Annotated in this window: 24 protein-coding genes; 5 read left to right on the plus strand and 19 right to left on the minus strand. The window is 29.0% G+C overall.

All coding sequences use genetic code 11. From position 1 onward, the window contains the following. Positions 1–43: 43 nt before the first annotated feature. On the plus strand, positions 44–517 hold the full coding sequence (locus tag ACFO3U_RS02165; RefSeq protein WP_379737993.1) for a thioredoxin family protein: 474 nt from the start codon (positions 44–46) through the stop codon (positions 515–517). Positions 518–519: 2 nt separating this feature from the next. Continuing rightward, on the plus strand, positions 520–972 hold the full coding sequence (locus ACFO3U_RS02170) for a thioredoxin family protein (RefSeq protein ID WP_379737994.1): 453 nt from the start codon (positions 520–522) through the stop codon (positions 970–972). A gap of 9 nt (positions 973–981) precedes the next feature. Here the strand turns inward: ACFO3U_RS02170 and ACFO3U_RS02175 are convergent, their stop codons facing one another. Genes ACFO3U_RS02175 through surE form a run of 6 tightly spaced genes read right to left on the minus strand, consistent with a single transcriptional unit; the run spans position 982 to position 6,421 of the window. After that, positions 982–2,994: a ComEC/Rec2 family competence protein gene (locus ACFO3U_RS02175; protein WP_379737996.1), complete on the minus strand. Its 2,013-nt coding sequence runs from the start codon at positions 2,992–2,994 to the stop codon at positions 982–984. Between the two features lie 18 nt (positions 2,995–3,012). After that, on the minus strand, positions 3,013–3,585 hold the full coding sequence (locus ACFO3U_RS02180; protein ID WP_379737997.1) for a C40 family peptidase: 573 nt from the start codon (positions 3,583–3,585) through the stop codon (positions 3,013–3,015). Between the two features lie 7 nt (positions 3,586–3,592). After that, positions 3,593–4,246, minus strand: a complete 654-nt coding sequence (locus tag ACFO3U_RS02185; RefSeq protein WP_379737999.1) for a C40 family peptidase — start codon at positions 4,244–4,246, stop codon at positions 3,593–3,595. 23 nt (positions 4,247–4,269) lie between these two features. Further along, positions 4,270–5,382 (minus strand): lipid-A-disaccharide synthase, encoded by a 1,113-nt coding sequence (lpxB, locus tag ACFO3U_RS02190; protein ID WP_379738001.1) that lies wholly within the window; start codon positions 5,380–5,382, stop codon positions 4,270–4,272. Next, on the minus strand, positions 5,382–5,654 hold the full coding sequence (locus tag ACFO3U_RS02195) for a hypothetical protein (protein ID WP_379738003.1): 273 nt from the start codon (positions 5,652–5,654) through the stop codon (positions 5,382–5,384). Before ACFO3U_RS02195 ends, lpxB begins: the two co-directional genes overlap by 1 nt. After that, positions 5,654–6,421: a 5'/3'-nucleotidase SurE gene (gene surE / locus ACFO3U_RS02200; protein WP_379738005.1), complete on the minus strand. Its 768-nt coding sequence runs from the start codon at positions 6,419–6,421 to the stop codon at positions 5,654–5,656. The genes ACFO3U_RS02195 and surE overlap by 1 nt, the downstream gene beginning before the upstream one ends. A gap of 217 nt (positions 6,422–6,638) precedes the next feature. Here surE and ACFO3U_RS02205 point away from each other — a divergent pair, with 217 nt between their 5' ends. Next, on the plus strand, positions 6,639–8,792 hold the full coding sequence (locus tag ACFO3U_RS02205) for a carboxy terminal-processing peptidase (protein WP_379738006.1): 2,154 nt from the start codon (positions 6,639–6,641) through the stop codon (positions 8,790–8,792). An 85-nt stretch (positions 8,793–8,877) separates the two neighbouring features. Here the strand turns inward: ACFO3U_RS02205 and ACFO3U_RS02210 are convergent, their stop codons facing one another. The 4 genes from ACFO3U_RS02210 to ACFO3U_RS02225 form a co-directional block, all read right to left on the minus strand. After that, entirely contained in the window at positions 8,878–9,402 is a 525-nt protein-coding gene (locus ACFO3U_RS02210; RefSeq protein WP_379738007.1) for a hypothetical protein, read from the minus strand. Positions 9,403–9,453: 51 nt separating this feature from the next. Continuing rightward, on the minus strand, positions 9,454–9,858 hold the full coding sequence (locus tag ACFO3U_RS02215; protein WP_379738008.1) for a hypothetical protein: 405 nt from the start codon (positions 9,856–9,858) through the stop codon (positions 9,454–9,456). A 93-nt stretch (positions 9,859–9,951) separates the two neighbouring features. Next, positions 9,952–10,791 (minus strand): L,D-transpeptidase, encoded by an 840-nt coding sequence (locus tag ACFO3U_RS02220; RefSeq protein WP_379738009.1) that lies wholly within the window; start codon positions 10,789–10,791, stop codon positions 9,952–9,954. 144 nt (positions 10,792–10,935) lie between these two features. After that, a complete protein-coding gene (locus ACFO3U_RS02225; protein ID WP_379738010.1) occupies positions 10,936–11,502 on the minus strand; it encodes a hypothetical protein in 567 nt (188 codons plus the stop codon). 65 nt (positions 11,503–11,567) lie between these two features. Between ACFO3U_RS02225 and ACFO3U_RS02230 the strand changes: the two genes are divergently transcribed. Beyond that, complete coding sequence (locus ACFO3U_RS02230; RefSeq protein WP_379738011.1) at positions 11,568–12,359, plus strand: DNA/RNA non-specific endonuclease; 792 nt, start codon at positions 11,568–11,570, stop codon at positions 12,357–12,359. Positions 12,360–12,361: 2 nt separating this feature from the next. On the opposite strand, the gene rodA is transcribed toward ACFO3U_RS02230, so the two are convergent. From rodA to purH, 6 genes are read right to left on the minus strand one after another with little or no spacing between them, the layout of a single operon-like run. Then, on the minus strand, positions 12,362–13,618 hold the full coding sequence (rodA, locus tag ACFO3U_RS02235) for a rod shape-determining protein RodA (protein WP_379738012.1): 1,257 nt from the start codon (positions 13,616–13,618) through the stop codon (positions 12,362–12,364). A 3-nt stretch (positions 13,619–13,621) separates the two neighbouring features. Then, positions 13,622–15,478: a penicillin-binding protein 2 gene (gene mrdA / locus ACFO3U_RS02240; RefSeq protein WP_379738013.1), complete on the minus strand. Its 1,857-nt coding sequence runs from the start codon at positions 15,476–15,478 to the stop codon at positions 13,622–13,624. Further along, positions 15,475–15,981, minus strand: coding sequence for a rod shape-determining protein MreD (locus ACFO3U_RS02245; protein ID WP_379738014.1), 507 nt, complete (start codon positions 15,979–15,981; stop codon positions 15,475–15,477). Before ACFO3U_RS02245 ends, mrdA begins: the two co-directional genes overlap by 4 nt. Beyond that, positions 15,971–16,795, minus strand: a complete 825-nt coding sequence (gene mreC / locus ACFO3U_RS02250; protein WP_379738015.1) for a rod shape-determining protein MreC — start codon at positions 16,793–16,795, stop codon at positions 15,971–15,973. The genes ACFO3U_RS02245 and mreC overlap by 11 nt, the downstream gene beginning before the upstream one ends. A gap of 12 nt (positions 16,796–16,807) precedes the next feature. Then, a complete protein-coding gene (locus ACFO3U_RS02255; protein WP_338376861.1) occupies positions 16,808–17,836 on the minus strand; it encodes a rod shape-determining protein in 1,029 nt (342 codons plus the stop codon). Between the two features lie 57 nt (positions 17,837–17,893). Then, positions 17,894–19,426 carry a bifunctional phosphoribosylaminoimidazolecarboxamide formyltransferase/IMP cyclohydrolase gene (gene purH / locus ACFO3U_RS02260; RefSeq protein ID WP_379738016.1) on the minus strand — a complete coding sequence of 511 codons (1,533 nt, stop codon included), beginning with the start codon at positions 19,424–19,426 and terminating at the stop codon, positions 17,894–17,896. A 166-nt stretch (positions 19,427–19,592) separates the two neighbouring features. Between purH and ACFO3U_RS02265 the strand changes: the two genes are divergently transcribed. After that, positions 19,593–20,843, plus strand: a complete 1,251-nt coding sequence (locus ACFO3U_RS02265; RefSeq protein WP_379738017.1) for an ABC transporter permease — start codon at positions 19,593–19,595, stop codon at positions 20,841–20,843. A 61-nt stretch (positions 20,844–20,904) separates the two neighbouring features. On the opposite strand, the gene accD is transcribed toward ACFO3U_RS02265, so the two are convergent. From accD to tamL, 3 genes are all read right to left on the minus strand, one after another. Further along, the gene (accD, locus tag ACFO3U_RS02270) at positions 20,905–21,759 is read right to left on the minus strand and encodes an acetyl-CoA carboxylase, carboxyltransferase subunit beta (RefSeq protein ID WP_379738018.1); all 855 of its coding nucleotides are present in this window, start codon (positions 21,757–21,759) and stop codon (positions 20,905–20,907) included. Positions 21,760–21,842: 83 nt separating this feature from the next. Then, positions 21,843–22,910 (minus strand): class II fructose-bisphosphate aldolase, encoded by a 1,068-nt coding sequence (gene fbaA / locus ACFO3U_RS02275; protein ID WP_379738019.1) that lies wholly within the window; start codon positions 22,908–22,910, stop codon positions 21,843–21,845. A 47-nt stretch (positions 22,911–22,957) separates the two neighbouring features. Next, on the minus strand, positions 22,958–25,501 hold the full coding sequence (gene tamL / locus ACFO3U_RS02280; protein WP_379738020.1) for a translocation and assembly module lipoprotein TamL: 2,544 nt from the start codon (positions 25,499–25,501) through the stop codon (positions 22,958–22,960). Between the last annotated feature and the right edge of the window lie 15 nt (positions 25,502–25,516).

Genomic DNA, 25,516 nt, shown 5'->3' on the forward strand with positions numbered 1-25,516 from the left:
CTTTGGCATCTTTTTTGTCTAATTTTGTTTAAAATCTTTTAAAATGAAAAAAATATTTTTACTACTTTTTGTAAGCTTGTCTTCATTTTTTGTTCAAGCACAAGAAGATTTGACTTGGCACACTGATATGACTAAAGCAACTGAACTTTCTATGAAAGAAAATAAACCTTTAATGATGTTTTTTACAGGTTCAGATTGGTGTGGTTGGTGTATACGTTTGCAAAAAGAAGTCTTTAAAACGGAAGAGTTTACAAAATGGGCAAAAAAAAATGTAATTTTAGTGGAATTAGATTTTCCTAAGAGAACACCACAAGATGAATCGATAAAAATGCAAAATGCCCAGCTGCAACAAATTTTTCAAGTAAGAGGATATCCAACAGTTTGGTTGGTAAATCCTGAAAAAACAACTGAAGGGAAAGTTAATTTAAGTGCTTTAGGTAGCATAGGTTATGTTGCAGGTGGACCAGAAAAGTGGTTAGAAGGTGCAAATAATATTATGAAAAATAACCAACAATAAAAATGAAAAAGTTAGTATTAGTTTTAAGTTTGAGTTTTTTAAGTGTAGTTTCATTTGCTCAAGAAATTAAGTGGATGACAATGAATGAAGCACTAGAGGCTCAGAAAAAAGATCCAAAACCTATTTTTATGGATGTTTACACAGATTGGTGTGGACCCTGTAAAATGTTAGATAAAAATACATTTCATGATGCAAGTATAGTTGAGCTGATTTCTAAAAATTATTATGCTGTAAAGTTTAATGCTGAAGGAAATGAAACAATTACTTTTAAAGGAACAAAATATACAAATCCGAAATATGTTGCTGGTAAAACAGGAAGAAATGGTATGCATGAATTCACCTCTTTTTTAGGAGTGCAAGGTTATCCAACGATGTATATATTTGATAAAGATGGAGAAATTAAAACAAATGTTTTAGGATATAGAACAGCTGAACAATTGAAAGCTGAATTATAGAAATAAAAATCACATTCTATAGAATCCCTTTTCGACAATGGCATGAAAAGGGATTTTGTGTTTTAAACAAGTAGCTTTCCATCTTTTTATAGAAGTATACGAATTACTTTTGTCAGCAATAATTATTTTTGGTGAAGTGGCTTGAATTAATCTCTCAATATTAATTCTAGAGTTCTGTCTAATTATAACAACATCAGGTTTTATTGTCGTATTATAAATTCTTGATTCATCAACAATCAAGATTTGTTTGTTTTTAAATAATAAAACATTTTCTAAAGGATAAAATACAACCTCTGGATTAAACTTGGCTGTAGCATATTCTTGAAGATTTTGATTTTGGTGAATTAAACTATCATTAGAAAAGACAATAATTTTATTCGCTTCAAAAGTTGCTATAATACTTTCTTTATTATTGAATACTATTAATTCAGTTTTTTGTGAAGTTTCATTTTTGGTATAAAAATATAAAATTTGAAATGCTAAAGTAAAACTCAGAACATATAAAATATTCTTGTTTTTAGGTTTATATATCCAATAAACTACACTTAAAATTATAAGATATAAACCAACAGTCAACAATGGTGTGAAAGTAATATTCTTAATGATATAATTTTGAAAACTAGAAAGGTAATGAATGTAATTATTCATTATTTCTACAGCCAATGAAATTAATTTTCCTAAAAATAACGCAATTGGCATCGCTGTAAAATTTAGAAATAGAACTACAATTCCAAGAATTAGAACAACTGTTGCAATAGGAATAACAATAAAATTAGCTAATAAGAATAAAGTCGGAATCTGTTTAAAATACAACATCATTAAAGGAAGGACTCCTAACTGTGCTGCAAGTGAAACTAAAAATAAGTCTGATATATAAACAACAATTTTGTTTTTGGACCAATAAAATTTTTCATAAAAAGGTTGAAACAACAAAATAGAAATTACGGCAGCATAACTCAATTGAAATCCAACATCAAAAACATAAAGAGGATTGTAAATTAGCAAAAACAAAAATGAACCAGCAACAGCATTAAACATGAAGTTTTTTCGATTGAGGAAAGTTCCAATTGCAATAAAAGTAAACATTGTTACTGATCTTGTGATAGAAGCGGACATTCCAGAAATCAAGGCAAAAAGCCATAACAATAAAAGTATAATAACAAGTTTTATGGTTTTTCCATGTTTAAATCTATTCAAAAAACCAAAAATGAAATTAAAAAAGACATAAATAATTCCAATATGTAATCCAGAAATAGCTAAAACATGCACAACTCCAGCATTTTTATAATCGTTTAGCGTTTCGCTATCAATTTGTTGTTTTTGACCTAATAATAAAGCATTTAGAATTGATTTAGTTCTGACAGAAAAATGATGTGCATCAAAACTATGAACTAATTTCTGACGTAATTTATTAATATAAAACGTGAATTTTTTGACTTTACTTCCAATAAAATAATCATTTTCAAAACATTTTATTTGATGAAAAACATTCTGATTAGCCATATAATTTGAATAATCAAAAGTGTCTGGATTATAATTTTTTTGAATAGGTTTAATTTCAGATTGAAAGCTAACTAAATCACCAATTTGCAACGAGTCAGAATTTTTATTAGAAAAGTAAACTAAAATTTTACCTGAACTTTTTTGATGATTAAATGAATCGATTTCAAAGAGAAATTTAGTGTAGAATTCATTTGGTTTTAAGGTTTCAACAGCAAAACCTTTTATGCTATTATTTTCTTTTATTTTAAGATTTGTATAATGATTTTTATTATGAACATCTTGATGAACATACAATGACAAAGCACTAATAGAAAGAATCAGCAAGTAAGTAACCAATCCAAAAAAGATGTTTTTTTTGTTTTTATTTCTATTGAAAAAAAGCAATATTAGAAACAGAACAAATAAAATTGAAGTTGAAAATAAAATTGTAATCAAAGAAAAGCATAGGTAATTCTGGATTAGTATTCCTAATCCAAAACAAAGAGCAATAGTAATAATTGGATATTTTAATACATCCATTTAGGTTTAGGGTAATTGTTACTCCAAAATTCGCTTTATTTTTTCAAATGCTTTTGCATAATACTCTTCGTTCAAGGAAGATATAATTACACCTTTACTTGTTGATGAATGAATAAAAAGTAATTCATCATCGTTGTTTTCTGTGATAATTCCAACGTGATTAATGGAACGACTATTGTTGGTTTTAAAAAAAATTAAATCACCTTCTTGTGCTTTTGATTTAGAAACCTCTTTGCCTTCTTTTGCCATGTCAGAAGAAACTCTTGAAAGTTCAATATCATATTTCATAAATGAAGAATAAACCAAGCCAGAACAATCCATTCCAGCTTTTGTTGTGCCAGCATACTTATATTTTACACCTAAATTCTCTTTTGCAGTTTCAACAATTGCAAATTTTGTAACGCTAATTGTTCCTCTTTTATAAGGTTTTGAAGAGTTGCCTTTTTCTACTTTTACAGGTTTGCCATTATAAGAATAAATCCCTTTTTCTTTTGCTTTTTCTTTGGAAGTAATAATGTTTGATTTAGAAGTTTTACAACTAATAAAGATTACTGAAAACAAGACAAATAGTAGTAAAGTTGATTTTTTCAAAGTGTAATTATTCTATGATACGTTTGATTTTAGCAAATGTTCTTTGGTAATAACTTTCCTCTAGAGAAGATTCAATTACACCTCGACTTGATGAAGCATGAATAAATTTTATTTCACCATCATTATTTTCTGTGACCAATCCAACGTGTGTAATTATACTTCTTCTTCTGTTGGTTTTAAAAAAGATTAAATCACCAGGTTCAGCATTTGATTTTTGTACTTTTCTGCCAATTTTAGATTGTGCTCTTGATGTTCTTGGTAATGACAAATCGTTTTTTGTAAAAGCAAATAAAGTCAATGCAGAACAATCTATTCCTCGTTTTGACATTCCACCATAATGATAAGGAGTTCCAATATATTCTTTAGCTGTTTCTATTACTTCAGCTTTTTGAAAATTTGGCAAATTTATGTTAGAAATCACTGTAGCATCTTCTAAAGCAAGTCTGTTTTGCAGTTTTTCAGAAAATAATTTTACCTTTTTAATTTCTTTATCATTCTTCTTGAAGTTTTTTACCAAAGTTTTTTCTTTAGTATCATATTTTTCGATAGATACAGAACCTTCAGCTATCGGAGCAATAATCATTTTTTTTGTATTTGATTGAGCTTCAGCAGAAATATGAAATAAAAATAAGAATAAAATGGTAAAAAAAGAGTGCTTCAAAATTTTTGATTTCTGCAAATATATCATTTTTTCAATCTTTCGTAGATTAATTGAGCAGTTTTTTCACTAGCACCTTTTCCTCCTAATTTTTGTTGAAGTAACTCATAGTCTTTTAACATTTCTTCTCTTTTTGGTGATGTCAGAATATTATTGAGCTCTTTTTTTAATTGCGAAGTATTTAAATCACCTTGAATTAATTCCTTTACGACTTCTTTATCCATGATTAAATTTACTAATGAAATAAATTTTAGTGTAATAATTCGTTTGGCAATTTGATAAGAAATAGCATTTGCTTTATAACAAACCACCTGTGGAACTTTAAACAAAGCAGTTTCTAAAGTTGCAGTTCCAGAAGTTACAAGAGCTGCTGTTGAAACATTCAATAAATCATAGGTTCTATTAGAAATAAATTTTACGTTTTTGTTCTTTAAGAAGGGCTTGTAAAATTCAAAATCCTGACTTGGAGCACCAGCAATTACAAATTCATATTTTGGAAAATCATTAGTAACAGACAACATGATTGAAAGCATTTTTGTGATTTCTTGTTTTCTGCTTCCTGGTAAAAGAGCAATAATTGGATTTTCTGATAAATTATGTTCTTTTCTAAAACTAGCTTCATCAACATTTGTTCTGTTTTCAATAGCATCAATTAAAGGATGTCCAACAAAATTCACCTTGTAATCATACTTTTTATAAAAATCTTCTACAAAAGGTAAAATCACATACATATGATCAATATCTCTTTTTATGGCATGAACTCTATTGGCTCTTGAAGCCCAAACTTGTGGAGAAATATAATAACTCGTTTGGAGATTTTGCTTTTTTGCCCATTTTGCAATTCGCAAATTAAAACCAGAATTATCAATAAAAATTAATGCATCTGGATTAAAAGAAGCAATATCGCTTTTACAATAAGAAATGTCTTTAAAAATCTTTGAGATATTTTGAATCACTTCTAAAAATCCCATAAAAGAACGTTCTTTGTAGTGTTTTACCAAAGTTCCTCCGACATTTTGCATTAAATCTCCACCCCAAAAACGAATTTCGGCAGCAGAATCTTTTTTATAAATAGCTTTCATCAAATTTGATCCATGCAAATCTCCTGAAGCTTCACCAGCAATAATGTAATATTTCATTAAACAAACACAGTATAAATAGTTAGAATAAATATTGATAAAATTACTCCTTTTGCCATTAGGTCTTTATTTTTCTTAAATAGCCAATAAACAATTCCAATATTCAACAAAGCTCCTAGTGTAATAAGTTTTCCTAAATTACCTTGAGTCTTTAAATTACTAAAACCTTCCTCTAAACCCATTGAAGTAAATAAGGTAATAAATAAAACACATCCAATAAAACAGACAATTAGTCCAATAAAAACTCCGATAAATAAATCTTTATTTTTCATTATAAATTCCAATTATTTAATTGCGAAATAGCATGATGAGCTGTTAAATCAAATTGCACTGGAACTACAGAAATGTAACCGTTGTGCAAAGCCCATTCGTCAGTGTCTTCTCCTTTGTCTTGATTGACAAATTCTCCTGATAACCAATAATATTCTTTTCCCATTGGGTTTGTTCTTTTGTCAAATTCTTCAACCCAAGTAGCTTTCGCTTGACGACATATTTTTATGCCTTTAATATCTTTTTCTTTCAATTTTGGAAAATTGACGTTTAAGATAACTCCATCAGGTAGTCCTTTTTTCAAAACTTTTTGTGCAATATTCTTAACGTATTTTTTAAAAGGTTCAAAGTCAGCATCCCAACTATAATCTAACAAAGAAAAACCAATTGCAGGAATGCCTTCAATACCAGCTTCAACAGCAGCACTCATGGTTCCTGAATAAATTACATTTATAGATGAATTGGATCCATGATTAATGCCAGAAACACATAAATCAGGTTTCTTTTTCAAAATTTCATGAACAGCAATTTTCACACAATCTACTGGTGTTCCTGAGCAACTATATTCTTTGTCAATTTCCTTGTCTAAATTTACTTTTGAAAGTGTTATGGTATCATTTATAGTAATTGCATGACCCATTGCACTTTGTGGACTATCTGGAGCCACGACAACAACTTCTCCAATTTCTTTCATAACTTCTATTAATGCTCTTATGCCTGGAGCAACAATACTATCGTCATTGGTTACTAATATCAATGGTTTTTTCATTTGAGTGCTTTACTTATTTAAAGAATCTAAAAATAATAGGAATAGCTTTTGGAATGTTACAGCTATTTTACTAAATTTAAATCGAAATGCTAAATTACTAATTTTGATGGTAACATTATGCTAATAATGGCTACTAATAAGGAAATATTATCAAACTTTTATCTTATTTTTAAGATTTTGGCACAATATTTTATGTAATTTAGTTGAAAATTTTTGAATGAACCGATTTCTTATATTTATGAAAAAGAATTATAAAATAATACTGCTAGTAACTGCAATTTCTGCGGTTTTGTTCTGGAGTTTTAGACCTAAAAAAGTCGAAGCAAATCCAGAAAAAGATAAATTACTTTTAGAACTTTTGGCTTACGTTCTTGAAAAAGGACATTATAGTCCAATAGCTATGGATGATACCTTTTCTGAGAAAGTGTATGATAAATATTTAAATTCATTAGATCCATTTAGACGTTATTTTGTACAGTCTGATATTGATGAATTTAAAAAATATGAAGATTCAATAGATGATTTTATTAAAAACAAAGATTTGAAATTTTTTGATCTAACCTACAATAGGTTATTAAAAAGAATGGATGAATCTGAAGCTATTTATAAAGAAGTTTTAGATAAGCCTTTTGATTTTAATTTAAACGAAAGTATCAGTGTTGATTATGAAAATATTCCTTTTGCTAAAGACAAAAAGGAGTTACATGATATATGGAAAAAACAATTAAAATTTTCTGTTTTATCATCAATAGACGATAAAGAAAAGATTCAAGAGAAAGCTGATGCTAAGAATAAAGTTGAAATCAAAACTTTTGAAGAATTAGAAAAAGAAGCAAGAGAATCAATTGAAAAGAATTTAGATGATAATTATTTAAATTTCAAAGATTTTAACAGAGATGATTGGTTTGGAGTTTATTTAAATTCGATTGTTGAACGTTTTGACCCACATACATTCTATTTTTCTCCAGAGAACAAAGAACGTTTTGATGTAAGTATGAGTGGAACATTCGAAGGAATTGGAGCACGTTTACAAAAGAAAAATGTTGGAGTAGAAGTATCTGAATTAATTTCTGGTGGACCAGCTTGGAAAGGAAAAGAACTTGAACAAGGAGACATTATCATCAAAGTAGCTCAAGGAAAAGAAGAGCCAATCGATATCACTGGAATGCGAATTGACGATGTCGTTAAAAAAATAAAAGGACCAAAAGGAACTGAAGTTCGTTTAACAGTAAAACGTGTTGATGGAAGTATCAAAGTAATTTCAATTATTAGAGATGTAGTTGAAACCGAAGAAACTTTTGCAAAATCTAGTACGGTTGAAAAAGACGGAAAATTATTTGGAGTAATTTATTTACCTAAATTCTATATTTCTTTTGATAATAAAGATAAAAGAGATGCTTTTAAAGATGTTGCTTTAGAAATTGAACGTTTGAAAAAACAAAAAGTGCAAGGAATTATAATGGATTTGAGAGATAACGGTGGAGGTTCTTTGCAAACTGTTGTAGATATGGTTGGATTGTTTATTGACAAAGGACCAGTGGTTCAAGTGAAATATGCGAATTCTGTTCCAAACATTTTGCAAGATAAAGATTCAAGTGTACAATGGGATGGACCATTAGTTGTTATGGTAAATGGATATTCTGCTTCAGCTTCAGAAATTTTTGCAGCTGCAATTCAAGATTATAAAAGAGGAGTAGTTATTGGAAGTAAGCATACTTACGGAAAAGGAACTGTTCAAAACGTAATTGACTTAAATGATATGGTAAGAGGAAACTCTTTAGGTGATTTAGGTTCATTGAAAACAACTATTCAAAAATTCTATAGAATTAATGGTGGTTCAACACAAAGAGAAGGTGTTTTATCAGATATTGTTTTACCAGACCGTTTTGCTTATTTTGATACAGGAGAAAGAGATGAACCAGAAGCATTACCATGGGACAAAATCGATGCAGCAAATTACAATACAACTGGAGCAAACTATGATGTAGTTTTAGCAAACAGTAGAAAAAGAGTGGAGAAAAATCCAGAGTTTAATTTGATTGATGCTTACGCGAAATGGAATTTTGAACGAAAAGACGACAAAGAGGTAAGTTTAAATTATACCATTTACAAAAAAGAATTAGCAGAATTAGAAGCTAAAAATAAAACGTATGATGGTTTAAAATCATACAAAAACAACTTAACGTTTAGTTCATTACCTTATGAGCAAGAAGAATTCAAAACAGATACTACTTTAAAAGATAAAAGAGATAGATGGCATGAAGAATTAAGCAAAGATCCTTATGTGGATGAGTCTTTAAATGTTTTAGAAGACATTGCTAAATTAGTAAAATCATCAAATTATGTTTCTATGAATAAATCAAGAAAATAAGTTGAGTTTAGAATTTTAAAAAAAAAATCCCATTTGAGAAAATGGGATTTTTTTGTTTTAAATTGCTTGTGAGTCTTTTTGTTTTTTAATCCTCAATTCTTCTAACTTCCAAAATGTTTGACTTTTCGTTCAATATTATCATTACTAAAACAGGAGCAAAACCATTTTTCTTTTCATATGATTCTTTAATATATTTTTCTCCAAAAGAATAATGGGCAATTATTTTACTACTTTCCTTATTGTTATTAGAGTCTTTTAAGAAATTATATTTATCATAAACAAAAAAATCTACACTATTACTTATTTCATTAATGATTCTTTCCTTATCATTTTTTGAAATTTTAAGCTTTGTGGTTTGATAATATTCAGCTAGACCAGTAATTTTGTTTTCAATAATTTCAAAATTTTCATTTAAGGTAATCTCTACAATTTTAAGATCATTAATTGCATCAGATTTAAAATAAAATTTAGATTCAAAGTATAAAAATATAACAGGAATAATAGCAATTGAAATAAAAAATAAAGATAAAATTAATCCAGTTCTTTTCTTTCCTGATTTTTTAAAGAAAAAGTATAGAAATGGAGATAATATTATAAATATTGCAATCAAAATTATTCCGACAAAGACACCATAACCCATTTTAGTTTATTTGTTTGAGTTTTACTTTATTTCAATTATTATTTCAGTTTCCCAACCAATTTTATCATCTCTATTATCCATTAATAATTTTTTAATTGCATTGTTAGATTTGTAAATAGTTTTAAAATCACTATTTTCCATTTCTATTTTAGTGATGGAGTTGGCTACCTCTCTAACTTCTTTATCTGACCAAGTTCCAATTCCAAAAAACATAGTAATAGTATCTTTTGGTTTAATTTTGTAAATTAGAGAGTCAGATTTTAACTCATCAAAATACCTGAATTTATTAAACTCATTAGTTGTATCAATATCTATTCTTATTGTAGCAACGGATTGACTGTTATTTATAAAAATTAAATCATGAGGAGGATCACAGCTGGTAAATAATAGAATTAAGCTAATAAATATAAAGTTTTGTTTTTTCACCTCTGAAGTTTCTATTGAATTGTAGAATTTCAAATATATAAAAAAATCCCATTCAAATTAAGAATGGGATTTTATATAGTGTAAGAAAATTTTTTATTTTGCTGACTTTCTGTTTTTTTGTTCTTTTAATATAGTATTTAAATGTGGTTTTATGATACTGTTCAATTCACTTTCACTAATAGCTAAAGCTTTTGGATTATCTACTAATTGCAACCAAGGTTTTGGAGCATCAAAGTCATAACTTCCAAAAACGATTACTGGTGTTCCTTTTATTTTTACAGTTTCTGCGTTGGCTAAAACCCATTGATCAGCCCAATTATACATGTGTTTAGCATCCTTTTCTAACAAACGCAAACATGAGTGCGAAGCAGGAACTCCAGGTAATTCATATTCATGAAAACCGACTCCTTCTTTGTTTTCTATATTAAAATTCCATTTCAATTCCCATTCATCGTTAAACGTACTGGTTGTTTCTTCAGCTTTCCAATTGGTAAAAAATAAACCTGTTGGTGTTTTGTGAATTTTGCTTCCCATACTTGTAGGACCAGTGTAAGTTAAAATTCCATATTCGTAAGTAGCAAAAGCTTGAGTTGGATAAGAAAATAAAATAATTTTATCTACTTTGTCCAAAGATGAAACTTCAAACGGAAAGGGTAAATAAAACTCTCTATCACCACTTAAATCTGTTGGAATAACAACAGAATCTAATTTAGTAAAATTGGATTTATCCACTCTGTTTACTGCATAAGCAATGTCTAAATTTTTTGTGTTGTCTTTGTTTTTCTCTAACCAGTCTTTGGAGTTTTCTAAGGTAAATGATACGTTTTTAGGTTCTTTTCTTTCTGGTAATTTTCTTGTAGGTTCATCACTTTCTTTTTTACATGAAAACAAGAATAAGGTAACTATACTTAAAGCAATAATCGATTTTTTCATATGTAATTTTATTTATGTAAAATTGGGTTAATTAGTTCAAAGACTCCTTACATAATTTATTGAATTTCTTATTGCTTTTACATGTTGAAATAAAAAAATCCCATTCTGATGAGAAATGGGATTTTGTGAGTTTAAAGAATTAAATTATTTTAAGAGTTTGTTTAAATCTCTTTTGTCTTTTTCTAAATCTAGTTCTAATTTATTGATTTTATTTTCTTGTTTTAATAACTTTTCTCTGTATTTTAAGTCATCTTCTGGTGAAAGTTTTCCACGCAATTTTTTCTTTTCGTAATTTGTTTGTTCTTTTCTTAATTTAGCTTTTTCACTTTTAATTTTACTTTCCGTTTTAGAAACATTTTTAGAGGCTTTATCTATTTTTTTACGTTCTTTTTCAGCTTTTTTAATTTCTTTTTCGGCAGCTTTTCTTTCTTTCTCTGCTTTTTTTGCCTCTTTTTTAGCTTTGTCTAATTCTTTTTGACGCTCTTTTTCAAGTTTCTCTTTTTCTTTTTCTAGTCTATCTTGTTGTTTCTTTTCAGCTTCAATTTTAGCTTTTTCTTCTTTTATTCTAGCAGCTTCAACTTTTTGGTCTACTTTCAAATCTTGTTCAATTTTTGCAGCTGTAACATTAGTTGTATCAACTTGAGTTTTATTTTGACTTAAAGCAAATTGAAAGGTAAAAATAGTTATAAGTAGTATTAATTTTGTTCTCATGATTGTTCTTTTAAATATGATTATATTTACAAAGTTAACAAAAAACAAGTCAAGATAATTTTTGAATGATGAAGAATATTAAATTTCTATTATTAATCGCTATAATGCAATTTTTGTCCTGTAAACAGATAAATTCAGATGAAATAACTCAAGAAATACAGCAATCTTCAACTTATTCGGAAGATTCTACTTTTGATTTCTTGCCAACTTCCACATCAAAAGATGTTTATTCCAATGATGCCTATTCCTTTTCTTACAAAGAAGAATATGAACAATCAGAATGGGTAGCTTATGAGTTAACAAAAACCGATATGTCAACAGCAGATTACAAGCGACCATATTTTAATCAAGATAAATCTGTTACAACAAAATCAGCTGATTGGAGAAATTTTAAAAACACAAAATACAACAAAGGACATCTTTGTCCAGCTGCAGATAGAAAAAGTTCGTATGAAATGTATGAATTAACCTTTTTGACTTCAAATGCTTCTCCTCAATTATATGATTTCAACGCTGGAATTTGGAATAGATTGGAACAAAAAGTAAGATTTTGGGCAGAAAGATATGATGGTGTTTATGTAGTTACAGGTGGAGTTTTGGAAGATGGTTTAAAAACTATTGGTTCAGAAAATGTTGCTGTGCCTAACTATTTTTATAAAGTTATTTTAACTAAAGACAAAGCGAACATGATTGGTTTTTTAGTCCCTCACAATGATTCAAAGAAACCTTTATATAGTTTTGTTGTTCCTGTTGATGAAATAGAAAAAATGACTGGAATAGATTTCTTTAGTGCTTTGCCAGATACTATTGAAGATAAATTAGAAGCAAATAAAGGCTATAAAAATTGGAAGTTTTAGGCTTACCATTCATTAACTTTATTGGCATCTAATTTTATAAAAATAAACAATAAAACCGTAAAAGACCATAAACTAGAACCACCATATGAAAAGAAAGGTAACGGAACTCCAATAGTAGGGAATAGTTTTATAAGCATAGTTAAATTCACAAAAAAGTGTGTAAATAAAATTGTAGCTACACAATAACCATAAACTCGACTAAATTTACTTTTTTGATTTTCTGCTAATTTTATTATTCGAAGAATTAAAGCTACGAATAAGGCAATAACTACAAACGAACCTACAAATCCCCATTCTTCTCCAACCGTTGTAAAAATGTAATCTGTGTGTTGTTCTGGAACGAAGTTTCCTTTTGTTTGTGTTCCCTCTAAATAGCCTTTACCTAATAATCCACCAGAACCAATTGTAATCATGGATTGATTTAGATTGTAACCTTCATTTTTCATATCTACATCATCGTTAAATAAAACATCGATACGATCTTTTTGATGAGGTTCTAAAACATTTTCATAAACATAATCAACAGAAAAGGTAAAGCCAGAAATCAAAATGAAAAGTAAAACATAGACAATTGGGTTTCTTGATATTTTAGTATTCAATATAAAATGAATAACCATAATTAAAAATATACAAGAAATCAAAAAAACAGGCTTTACAAATAAAGCTAATAAGAAAACTGCAATTGCAATGGCACCAGTCCATAAATACCAAGAAGGTAAGCCATCTCTGTTTAATACAAAAATAAGAGCTAAAAATATCATAGCACTTCCAGCATCTGGTTGCAACATGATTAATCCTACGGGTAACATAATTATCGCTAACGCGATATATTGAAATTTTCTAATTTTTAAATTAACTTGAGCATCACTCAAAAACTTAGCAAGTAATAATGAACAAGACATTTTTACTATTTCAGAAGGTTGAAAACCAAATCCTCCAATTTTGTACCAATTGGTTTGTCCTTTAACGGTGCTTCCAAAAACAAAAAGTCCTAATAAAAGGAGTATTCCAATAATATAAAATATGACGGAAAATTTCTCAAATATCTTAGCGTTAATATTGAGGAGTATTAAGATAATCGGAAGCGTTAAAATAATGAAAAGCAGTTGTCTTCCGTAGATTTGAGATGTGTCTAAAATATAAGTTTCTTCCAAAGGTAAAGAAGCAGAATAGATATTCATCCAACCCATAATAACTAAAGTTATATAGATAAAAACGGTTATCCAATCAATATTGCTCGATACACTTTGGTTTTTCATAAACTAATGATTAATTGTAAAAGGTTGACCACTAGTTACTTTTGCATATTCAGATTGTAAACTTCCATTTAACATCTTCTTTTCTAAGTCCGTTCTAGAAATTTCTCCTTTTAAATATTTTTCAATCATTAAAGTAGCAATTGGTCCAGCCCAACGATTTCCCCAATAGCCATTTTCTACTAAAACAGCAATGGCAATTTTTGGATTATCTTTAGGTGCAAAAGCCACAAAAATAGAATGGTCAGTTAGTTGTGTTCTTTTTCCATTAATTTTAACGAAATTTTCTGCAGTTCCTGTTTTTCCACAAATGGCTAAATCTTTAACTTTTAATGTTGAAGCTGTTCCTACATTATAAACATCATACAAGCCTTCAATTACAGGTTTAAAATATTGTTTTTCTACTGTGGTTTGATGTTTTGTTGTAAACTTTTTATCAATTTCAAAGTCCTTGATTTTTTTTACGATATGAGGTGTGTAATAATATCCTTCATTGGCAACAGCAGCCATCATATTGGCTAATTGCATTGGTGTAACATCTATTTCACCTTGACCAATTGAGTTTGAAATTATTGTATTACTTCTCCAACCACCATTTGGATAAAATTTTTCATATAAAGCAGAAGAAGGAATTCTACCTTTTCTTCCGATGGGCAAATCATAACCGAGATAATTACCTAATCCAAAACTTTGCAAATGTCTGTTCCAATTGTCAACACTGTAGGATGGATTTTTATATTTATCAATTGTTTTCTTAAATACATTGGCAAAATAAGTATTGCATGAACGATAAATTCCATTATGTAATTTAGATAATCCAGAATCATGACATTTCATAAAAGCACCTCTACCATAGGAAAATCCATGGCGACAAATGAAACCAGTTTCTTCATCTATAACTTCTTCTTGCAAGCCAATTAATCCCGTTAAAATTTTAAAAGGTGAACCAGGTGGATATTCAGCTAACAAACTTCTGTCGTAAAGAGGTTTTGCAATAGAATCATAATACAACATGGTGTAATTTTTTGATCTATCTTTTCCAACAAGTAATGCAGGATCATAAGTTGGAGCAGAAATTAGAGCTAAAATTTCACCTGTTTTAGGTTCAATAGCTACAATTCCACCTCTTTTATTAACCATTAATTCTTCACCATATTTCTGCAATTCAGCATCAATAGTTAATGTTAAATCTTTTCCTTGAATTGGAATGGTATCGTATTTACCATCTTTATATGATCCAATAATTTTATTAAATCTATCTTTTTGAAAATATTTTACACCTTTTACACCTCTTAAGACTTCTTCATATTCTTGTTCGACACCCTGAACTCCTATCAAATCACCACTTTTATAGTAAGGATTTTTTTTGATAATACCTTCATTAACTTGTTTAATGTATCCAAAAACATTAGGTGCGTTTTTAATCTGATAATCACGTAAAAAACGTTTTTGAATATAGAAACCTTTAAATTTTCGAATTTTTTCTTGAAAGGCAGCATATTCCAATTTTGTCAATTGAGGTAAAAAAACAGACGGTAATCTTCTACTATATACAATAGCTTTGTCAAGTTTTTTATTGAAATAGTCCATGTCAACTTTTAGCAATTCACAAAGTTGCAATGTGTCTAAATCCTTAATTTCTCTTGGAACGACCATGATATCATAAGAAGGCTGGTTGGCAACTAATAGTTTATTATTTCTATCATAGATATAGCCACGTTCCGGAAAATCGTATTCAATTTTTATAGCATTGTTATCGGACTTTATTTTTAAGGAATCGTCAATAATTTGAAGATAAAAAAGTCTGACTAAAATAATGATTGCCGATAAAATTACTATTGCTGGTAATAATATTTTTCTCATCGTCTATTTGGTTTTATTAAAAATATAGTCAAAATACAAATTAATGTAGTGAATATAGTGTTTAATAGTGTTCTGAGGAATATATCTAAAATTAATCCAAAACGCAATAATTCTAGCATATAAATTATAAAGTGATGGATAAAAACTGCAATAACTATAAATGAAATTCGTTCAGAAGATATTTTTTCAGCAATTTTAATAGTTTGGTATTCATAACTTAAACCAAAAGAGAATTTAAAAATAGAAGGTCTAATGTAGGCTAAAATTAAACAAGCTGTAGCATGAATTCCTCCAGTATCACTAAACATGTCCAAAGTTAATCCCAGCAAAAAACTCATAAAAATGAATAGTGATTTGTTGCTGTTTACAGGATAAAGAATTATAAAAAGCACATAAGGAAACGGGTCTAGATAACCAAAAAGTTTGATGTTGTTAAACACCAAAACTTGAAGAGCTATCAAAACAAGGAATCTAAATATATTTAGTATAAGATTACTGTTCATTATATGAGTTTTGTAATTCTATTAATTCTGATTTTTTTTTGTTGTCAATAACATATACAAAGCCAACATTTGTCATATCGTTAAATAAACGTACACTAATGGTATAATAATTTGTGTTTTTGTCCTTATAAGCTTTGTCAATTTTTCCAATTGGAATGTTCTCAGGAAAAATAACAGATTGTCCACCAGTTACAATAGTATCTCCTTTTTTAAGGTTTGCTAATCTTGGTACATCAATCAATTGTACGTATCCTACATTTTTAGCATCCCAAGTTAAAGTTCCAAAGTGATTGGTGTTTTTGATTTTAGCATTTAATTGCGATTTGGTATTTAAAATACTCAAGACTGTTGCATAATTGTTGGTCGTTTTATCAATAATTCCAACTACACCTTTGCTGTTTATAACACCCATGTCTTCTTTCAATCCATCTTTTGTTCCTGCATTCAATGTTAAAAAGTTGTCATAAACATCAAATGAATTTTTAATGACTTTAGCTTGAATAACTTTGTATTGTAGTAAGTTTTCAGGAAGATTAATTGTAGTAGTAAGAATAGTATCTTTTTTATTATAAAGTAATTGTTTTAAATAGCTGTTTTCTTCAACTAATTCTTGATTTACCTCTTTTAAGTCAAAATACTTATTAGCATTATCAATTTTTTCATAGACATAACCACTAACAAAATTTGCTGAACTAATTGTTCTACTTTTGTGGTAAGAATTGTTTTGAATAGTAAAATAAATAGATATGCCTAAAAGCAGCAAAAACAGCAATCTATAGCTGTTTTTAATAAAGAAGTTTATTATTTGCTGCATTTATATTTTCTATTATTTGATAAGTATTCCTTTGTATTTGTTGATGTTTTTTAGTGCCATTCCAGTTCCTCGCACAACCGCTCTTAATGGATCTTCTGCGATATAAACAGGTAAATCCGTTTTTAGAGATATTCGTTTATCTAAACCTCTAAGCATGGAACCACCACCAGCTAAATAAATACCAGTGTTATAAATGTCAGCAGCTAATTCAGGAGGAGTTTGCGATAAAGTTTCCATTACGGCATCTTCCACTCGTTGAATTGATTTATCTAAAGCTTTTGCAATTTCTCTATAAGAAACGTCAACTTGTTTTGGTTTACCGGTAAGTAAATCTCTACCTTGAACAGACATATCTTCTGGAGCATTTTCTAATTCTTCAATAGCTGCACCAATTTGGATTTTAATTTTCTCAGCAGTAGTTTCTCCCACAAATAAATTGTGTTGCGTTCTCATGTAATAGATAATATCGTTTGTGAAAACGTCACCTGCAATTTTTACTGATTTATCACATACAATACCTCCAAGAGCAATAACTGCAATCTCTGTTGTTCCACCACCTATATCAACAATCATGTTTCCTTTAGGCTGCATGATGTCTACTCCAATACCAATTGCTGCTGCCATAGGTTCATGAATAAGATATACTTCTTTTCCATTTACACGTTCAGCAGATTCTTTTACAGCACGCATTTCCACTTCAGTAATTCCAGAAGGAATACAAATCACCATTCTTAATGCTGGAGTAAATAATCTTTTCTTTAACGCTGGAATACTTTTGATAAACATATTTATCATTTTTTCCGATGCATCAAAGTCAGCAATAACACCATCTTTTAAGGGACGAATTGTTTTGATATTTTCATGCGTTTTACCTTGCATCATACTGGCTTCTTTACCAACAGCAATAATTTTTCCAGTAATTCTATCGCGAGCTACAATAGATGGGCTATCAATTACAACTTTGTCGTTATGTATGATTAAGGTATTTGCGGTTCCAAGGTCAATAGCGATATCCTCGGTCATGAAATCAAAAAATCCCATATTTTAAAAAGGGTATTAGTTACTAGTTAGATATGTATGATTACAAAAGTAATAAAATTAATGTTTAAAATGACGAATTCCAGTAAATACCATTGCAACATTATTTTCGTTACAATAATTGATACTTAGCTCATCTTTAATTGAACCTCCAGGCTGAATAACTGCTGTAATTCCAGCTTTATTTGCTAGTTCTACACAATCAGGAAAAGGGAAGAAAGCATCACTTGCCATAACTGCTCCAGTTAAATCAAAATCAAATGATATAGCTTTGTCAACAGCTTGTCTTAAAGCATCTACTCTAGAAGTTTGACCTGTTCCTGAAGCACAAAGTTGTTTGTTTTTTGCAAAAACAATTGTGTTTGATTTTGTATGCTTACAAATTTTAGAGGCAAAAATTAAATCTTCAATCTCTTCATTAGTAGGTTTAGCTATAGTAACGTTTTTTAAATGCTCTTTAGTATCAGTTACATTATCTTTATCTTGAACAAGAACTCCATTTAAACAAGTTCTTACTGTAGTTGTTGGTAAAGCAGTATCTTTTTGAACTAAAATAATTCTATTTTTCTTTTCTTCAAGAATTTCAATGGCATCATTGTCATAATCTGGAGCAATAACTACTTCACAGAATAATTTATTAATTTCTTCAGCAGTTGCTTTGTCAATTTTTCCATTTGCAATTAAAACACCACCAAAAGCAGAAGTTGGATCACCAGCTAAAGCATCAAGATAGGCTTCTTTCATAGTTTTTCTTGAAGCAATTCCACAAGCATTGTTGTGTTTTAAAATAGCAAATGTTGGTTCGTCATTTTTAAACTCGCTCATTAAATTTACGGCAGCATCAACATCTAATAAATTATTGTATGATAACTCTTTACCATGTAATTTGCTAAACATTTCATCAAATTGACCAAAGAAGAACCCTTTTTGATGAGGATTTTCTCCATAACGAAGTACATTTCCGTTAGTTTCACTAATTTTTAAAACAGCTTCTTCGTGAGTAGCATTGAAATAATTAAAAATAGCAGAATCATAATGAGATGAAACATTAAAAGCTCTAGTTGCTAATAATCTTCTGTTTTCTAAAGTTGTACCTCCTTCATTTTCTGTATAGAAATTTAAAAAAGGAACATAATCATTGACTGAAGCAACAATTACTGTGTCTTTGAAGTTTTTAGCAGCAGCTCTAATTAAAGAAATTCCACCAATATCTATTTTTTCAATGATATCAGCTTCACTAGCACCACTTGCAACTGTTTTTTCAAAAGGATATAAATCTACAATAACTAAATCAAGTTGCGGAATATCAAATTCTTTCATTTGAGCTACATCACTTTCGTTGTCTTGACGGTTAAGGATTCCACCAAAAACTTTTGGATGTAATGTTTTAACTCTTCCACCAAGAATTGAAGGATAAGAAGTTACATCTTCCACTGCAACAACAGGAATTCCTAATTCTTTAATAAAAGATTCAGTTCCACCAGTTGAATAAATGGTAACATTATTTTTGTGAAGTGCCTTAACTATTGGCTCTAAACCAGTTTTGTCAAAGACAGAAATAAGTGCCGAATTGATTTTTTTTGTAGCTGTCATGTGTGTTGTTTGTTTAATCTAAATTGATTTTAGATTTTAATGATGTTTTAGTGATGCAAAAGTAGTTATTGTTAACATAAGATTCAAGAATAATTATAAGTGTTTTTTTGTTTTTTTATGTAACAAATTCAAAATTAATTCTACTTATAAGTAATCAAACAAGATTATGATTTTATACTTACGATTACTTGGAGAAAGTTTGCAGTTTGCCTTAAACGCTTTACGAAATAATAAACTTCGTACACTATTGTCATTATTAGGTGTTACAATTGGTATTTTTTCTATTATTGCAGTTTTAGCAGCTGTTGATTCAATGGACAAAAAAATCAAAGATGATTTGAGTGACATGGATATGAATACAATCTATTTGATGAAGTTTTCATTTGGACCTTCTGAAGTTCCTCGTTGGAAAAGAGAACAATTTCCTAATGTTACTTACGAAGAATTTGAAACATTAAAACGCTCTGTTAATGGAGTTGATAAAATGTCTTTTAATATGTTTACCAGAAATGAAAACATAAAATACGAAAATAAAACAGTTAACTCAATTCGTGTAAAACCATCAACAAATGAATTTTTTGACATAGAATCTTTTAAAATTGAAAGTGGAAGATTGTTTAATGAATCAGAATCTAATTCAGGTTCACCAGTTATTGTAATAGGAAGTGAAGTAGCAGAGGGTTTATTTGGGAACTCAAATCCATTAGGAAAAAAAATAAGATTGTATGGTCAAAAATTTACAGTTATTGGAGTTTTGAAAAAACAAGGACAAGGAATGTTTGGTGATAGTAATGATGTTGCCGTATTTTTTCCAGTTAATTTTTTGAGAAGAATGTATGGTGATAACAATCAATCTTTAACACCAGCTATTTTAATTAAACCTGAAAAAGGAATAGATATAGAAGAATTTAAAGCAGATGTGAGTCAGAAATTGCGAACATTACGAGGTGTAAAACCAGGTGAAATTAATAATTTTTTCATGAATGTTTTATCTGGGTTTACTGATTTTATCGATAATATTGTAGGTCAAATGAACATGATAGGATGGGTGATAAGTGCTTTTTCATTGCTTGTTGGAGGTTTTGGTATTGCAAATATTATGTTCGTTTCTGTAAAAGAAAGAACTAATTTAATTGGAATTCAAAAAGCATTAGGAGCAAAGAATAAGTTTATTTTGTTTCAATTTTTGTTTGAAGCTGTTATTTTATCTTTAATTGGAGGTTTAATTGGAATGTTTTTAGTTTGGATAATTGCTTTAGTATTATCGAGTGCTTTGGACTTTGAATTTGTTTTGAGTGCTTCAAATATGCTATTAGGAACTGGATTAGCAGCTTTTATTGGATTGCTTTCTGGAATTATTCCAGCAATTACCGCTTCAAAATTAGATCCTGTAGAAGCTATTAGAACAGGAATGTAATTCCGTTTTTTAAAAATAAAGAATAAAAAATCCCATTCAAATTAAGAATGGGATTTTTTTATTATCTGATTTCTTGATTTAAAATCAAATCTATATAAAGATTGATTTTGTTTTTCAGCTCTTTTCTGTGAGCTATAAAATCTAGGAAACCGTGTTCTAATAAAAACTCTGAAGTTTGAAATCCATCAGGTAAATCTTTTCCTGTCGTATCTTTAACAATTCTTGGACCTGCAAAACCAATTAAAGCTCCAGGTTCACCAATATTAATGTCACCTAACATGGCATAAGAAGCAGTAGTTCCACCAGTTGTTGGGTCAGTACATAAAGAAATGTATGGAATTTTTGCATCAGCTAATTGGGCAAGTTTTGCTGAAGTTTTTGCTAATTGCATTAAAGAATAAGCAGCTTCCATCATACGAGCTCCACCAGATTTTGAAATCATTACAAAAGGAACTTTATTTTTGATTGAATAATCAATTCCACGTGCAATTTTTTCTCCTACAACAGCTCCCATTGAACCACCAATAAAAGCAAAATCCATACAACAAACAACTAAATCTTTTCCTTTTGATTTACCAACAGCAGTCCTAACAGCATCTTTCAATTCTGTTTTTTTCATGGCTTCTTTTAGACGCTCATTGTATTTTTTGGTGTCTTCAAACTTTAAAGGATCTTTAGAAGTTAACTTGGCATCTAATTCTTTAAATGTGTTTTCGTCAAATAAGATTTCGAAATATTCTTTACTTCCAATTCTTACATGAAAATCATCTTCAGGACTAACCCATAAATTTTTTGCTAATTCTTCTGTATCGACAACTTTTCCTGTTGGAGATTTATACCATAAACCTTTTGGTACATCTTTTTTGTCTTCCGTAGCTGTTTGAATACCTTTTTCTTTTCTTTTAAACCAAGCCATAATTCTTGAAGTTAGAAGTCAGAAATCAGAATTTAGAATTTGAAACCATGATTTCTAAATTCTAAATTCTAAATTCTAAATTATTATAATGTGTTTACGTTATTTAAATCTGTGAAAGCTTGTTCTAATCTTTTGATAAAAGTAAGTTCACTTTCACGAACCCATTTTCTTGGGTCATAATATTTTTTATTTGGAACATCATCTCCATCTGGATTTCCAATTTGAGTTTTTAGATATTCAATATTCGAAACCATATAATCTCTTGCTCCTTCAGTATAAGCGAATTGTAAATCAGTATCGATGTTCATTTTAATTACACCATAACCAATTGCTTCTCTAATTTCTTCAACAGTTGAACCACTTCCACCATGGAAAACAAAATCAATAGGGTTTGCTTCAGTTTTGTAGTTTTTTTGGATGTATTCTTGAGAATTTTTTAAGATTTTTGGAGTTAATTTTACGTTTCCTGGTTTATAAACACCATGAACGTTACCAAAAGCTGCTGCAATTGTAAAACGAGGACTAACTTTCATCAACTCTTCGTAAGCATAAGCTACTTCTTCTGGTTGAGTGTATAGTTTTGAACTATCTACATCACTGTTGTCTACACCATCTTCTTCACCACCAGTGATTCCTAATTCTATTTCTAATGTCATTCCTATTTTACTCATACGAGCTAAATAAGCTTTACAAATTTCAATATTTTCTTCGATTGGTTCTTCAGATAAATCAATCATGTGAGAACTATATAAAGGTTTTCCTGTTTCTGCAAAATGTTTTTCAGAAGCCTCTAATAAACCATCAATCCAAGGTAATAATTTTTTAGCACAATGATCAGTATGAAGAATTACGGTTGCACCATAAGCTTCCGCTAATTCATGGATGTGTTTTGCTCCAGCAATTCCACCTAAAATGGCAGCTTTTTCATTTGCATTTGAAAGACCTTTACCAGCATTAAACTGTGCTCCACCATTTGAAAATTGAATAATTACTGGTGCGTTTAATTTAGCAGCAGTTTCCATTACACTATTAACTGTACTTGAACTTACAACATTTACTGCAGGTAAAGCAAAGCCTTTTTCTTTAGCGTATTTAAATATATTTTGTACATCGTCTCCGGTAGCAACTCCAGGTTTAATATTGTGAGCCATAGTTAGTATGTTTTAATTTAGTTTGACAAAAATAAGAATTTTAAAAATTAGAATGGGTAATTTATTCCAAAATTTAGAACAGTTCTTCCTAAATTAAGGTCTTTAAACCATCTGTCGTTTTCTGGTCTTCCTGGATTATAGGTTTTATATCCAAAATCTAAACGGAATACAAAAAAACTAAAATCATATCGAAATCCAATACCAGTTCCTAATGCAATATCTTTTAAAGAGGAAATTCCGTTGAAGGTATAAGATTTATCTTCTACGTTATCAAATACATTCCAAATGTTTCCTGCATCAGCAAAAAAAGCACCATACAATTGACCAAAAAATGGGAAACGATATTCAGCATTAAAAGCCATTTTAAAATTAGCTTCATTGAAGTCATTTATTCCTCCGCTTGAACCTGGTCCAAGAGCATAAGGTTGCCAACCTCTATTGTCATTTGAACCACCAGAAAAGTAACTTTTTGAAAATGGAATAGAATTGGAATTTCCATAAGGAACTGCCAAACCAACAAAACCTCTCATAGCATAACTTCTTTTTCTGCCTAAATCCCAATGTTTTATATATTCAAAATCACCTTTAATGTATTGTGTATATTCAACTCCAAAAAGAGTTCTTTTCCCATTGTCGCTATAAGGTTGTTCCACAACATTTGATAAAAGTGAAAGAACATTTCCTGCAGTTTCTAATTTTACTTTTAAATTATAGAAATTATAATCATAAATATCCGTTTTGTTTGTGGTTGAAAAGGTGAAACTAGAAGCAGCTATTAAATAATTTTCAATTAATCGTTGTCTTCTTTCTCCAATACTTCTTACTGTTTCGTATGGATTGTCATTTGGAGATAATGCAGTATTTCCACTTACAACATCATTAATAAAAGCTACAGCTCCTTCAGGAGTTAGGTTTCCATCAGCATTTTCATAATTGATGTTATCATTGTAAATTAATGCAATGTCATTCAAGTCATCATAAGATGAGCCATAAACGTTGAAATAATTATTGATATTTAAGTTTCTTACAAACTGAAGGTTCAATAACTCAAATTTTGAAACGTTATTGATTTTTCTAGTCCAATTGTAATCAATAATTCCAGAAACGTTTTCTTTATCAAGTCCAATATTAGTTTGTCTAAATAAACCCACTGAAATATTTGTGGAAGGCAACATTTCCTTTTTTATTAATCTTGAGGTTGGAAATAGGAAAAATATTCTTGGAAAAGTTAATTTAGCATCTGCTCCATATTCAGATAAGTTAAAAAACACTCCTTTTGGATTAGCTAAGTCTTTTGAAGATCCAATATTTCCTCTTGTTGAAACTTGTAACAATTCAGCACCTCTAAAAACATTTCGAAACGTAACCGATAAATTTCCTGAAATTCCAAAGTCTTGAATATTTGAATGTATAAAATCTACATTTGGATTTAGGTTATACTTTTTTAGTGGAGATAAATTTATATTGGTAATTAAAGCGGTACTGTCTTTACTTTCTTTGTAGTCAATATTAGGATAGTTAAAAACATTTAAACTACTCAACGAACGAGTTGTTAAATATCTTGAATTATCATTGTAATAATCACCTTCATTGATAAAAACGGCATTAGCAATTGCTTTTGGTCTATATTTTATTTTTTTTGAACCATAAATAGTATAGTTGTTGTAAGTGAGACTATCTGTGATTGTAGATTTATTTTTGATAGCATCATTATCTACATATATATTTACTTTTTCAATTTTATAAATTTTGTGTGGAATTTTATAGTTGACTTCATCGATTGTTAGATTTCTATCATTGATTTTTACATCTACGGCCAATTTTTTAGTTATAGTATCCTGATACACATCATAACTAATGTCATTTTCTTGAAAATAATAAGCACCGTTATTCCTAAAATGATTGGTTATTCTTTTGCGTTCATTTTCAAAATCAGTAACTATATATTTTTTGTTTCGCTTTAAATAAGATTTGCTTTTTATGGATTGATACATACTATCAATTACTTTAGTATCAATTATTGAAGCAATTGTATCAATAATGTAAGGCTCGTTTTTTACTAAAGTATAAATTACTTTACCTTGTTTTTTGCCGACAGAATCAATTTGGGCTTTTACTTCATTGTCAAAATATCCTATATTTTTATAATAACCATTTAAACGTTTTTTAGATTTTTCAATTTTATTCTCATCAATAAGAACTGGAGCTTCTCCAACTTTTTTAAAGAAATTACTGTATCCTTTTACTAAAAAAGATTCTCCCAAACGGTTGACTTGTTTTTCAGAAAGTAATTTGATTAGATTTTCTTTTCGGTTTGGTTTTTTATTGAGCCAAGCCACATAAGAAGAATCAGCATTTTTTTTACTTAAATGATATAAATAAAGTCGAATAGGAATTTTTAAAAAACTAGAATTAGGTTTTTGGTATAACAGAACCTGAATGCTGTCATTAGCAACCTTTTGATTGTCAACAATGATTTCATTCTTTACCAACAACATTTCATCATCAGGCACTCGCATTAAAGGAGAACAAGAGTAGATAATTGCAGTTATTACAATTAATAATGTTATTTTTGAGAAATTATATTTCAATTTTCAGTATATATT

Source organism: Flavobacterium ponti, assembly GCF_042652765.1.
Classification (GTDB): Bacteria; Bacteroidota; Bacteroidia; order Flavobacteriales; family Flavobacteriaceae; genus Flavobacterium; species Flavobacterium ponti.

Excerpts from the sequence above, each read along its gene's own strand:
- ACFO3U_RS02245 (WP_379738014.1), bottom strand. The coding sequence starts at position 15,981 with ATGAACAGTAATCTTATACTAAATATATTTAGATTCCTTGTTTTGATA.
- ACFO3U_RS02225 (WP_379738010.1), bottom strand. The coding sequence starts at position 11,502 with ATGAGAACAAAATTAATACTACTTATAACTATTTTTACCTTTCAATTT.
- fbaA (WP_379738019.1), bottom strand. The coding sequence starts at position 22,910 with ATGGCTCACAATATTAAACCTGGAGTTGCTACCGGAGACGATGTACAA.
- ACFO3U_RS02165 (WP_379737993.1), top strand. The coding sequence starts at position 44 with ATGAAAAAAATATTTTTACTACTTTTTGTAAGCTTGTCTTCATTTTTT.
- ACFO3U_RS02255 (WP_338376861.1), bottom strand. The coding sequence starts at position 17,836 with ATGGGATTTTTTGATTTCATGACCGAGGATATCGCTATTGACCTTGGA.
- purH (WP_379738016.1), bottom strand. The coding sequence starts at position 19,426 with ATGACAGCTACAAAAAAAATCAATTCGGCACTTATTTCTGTCTTTGAC.
- ACFO3U_RS02195 (WP_379738003.1), bottom strand. The coding sequence starts at position 5,654 with ATGAAAAATAAAGATTTATTTATCGGAGTTTTTATTGGACTAATTGTC.
- mreC (WP_379738015.1), bottom strand. The coding sequence starts at position 16,795 with ATGCAGCAAATAATAAACTTCTTTATTAAAAACAGCTATAGATTGCTG.
- ACFO3U_RS02265 (WP_379738017.1), top strand. The coding sequence starts at position 19,593 with ATGATTTTATACTTACGATTACTTGGAGAAAGTTTGCAGTTTGCCTTA.
- lpxB (WP_379738001.1), bottom strand. The coding sequence starts at position 5,382 with ATGAAATATTACATTATTGCTGGTGAAGCTTCAGGAGATTTGCATGGA.
- ACFO3U_RS02220 (WP_379738009.1), bottom strand. The coding sequence starts at position 10,791 with ATGAAAAAATCGATTATTGCTTTAAGTATAGTTACCTTATTCTTGTTT.
- surE (WP_379738005.1), bottom strand. The coding sequence starts at position 6,421 with ATGAAAAAACCATTGATATTAGTAACCAATGACGATAGTATTGTTGCT.
- ACFO3U_RS02205 (WP_379738006.1), top strand. The coding sequence starts at position 6,639 with ATGAACCGATTTCTTATATTTATGAAAAAGAATTATAAAATAATACTG.
- ACFO3U_RS02175 (WP_379737996.1), bottom strand. The coding sequence starts at position 2,994 with ATGGATGTATTAAAATATCCAATTATTACTATTGCTCTTTGTTTTGGA.
- ACFO3U_RS02170 (WP_379737994.1), top strand. The coding sequence starts at position 520 with ATGAAAAAGTTAGTATTAGTTTTAAGTTTGAGTTTTTTAAGTGTAGTT.
- ACFO3U_RS02230 (WP_379738011.1), top strand. The coding sequence starts at position 11,568 with ATGATGAAGAATATTAAATTTCTATTATTAATCGCTATAATGCAATTT.
- mrdA (WP_379738013.1), bottom strand. The coding sequence starts at position 15,478 with ATGAGAAAAATATTATTACCAGCAATAGTAATTTTATCGGCAATCATT.
- rodA (WP_379738012.1), bottom strand. The coding sequence starts at position 13,618 with ATGAAAAACCAAAGTGTATCGAGCAATATTGATTGGATAACCGTTTTT.
- accD (WP_379738018.1), bottom strand. The coding sequence starts at position 21,759 with ATGGCTTGGTTTAAAAGAAAAGAAAAAGGTATTCAAACAGCTACGGAA.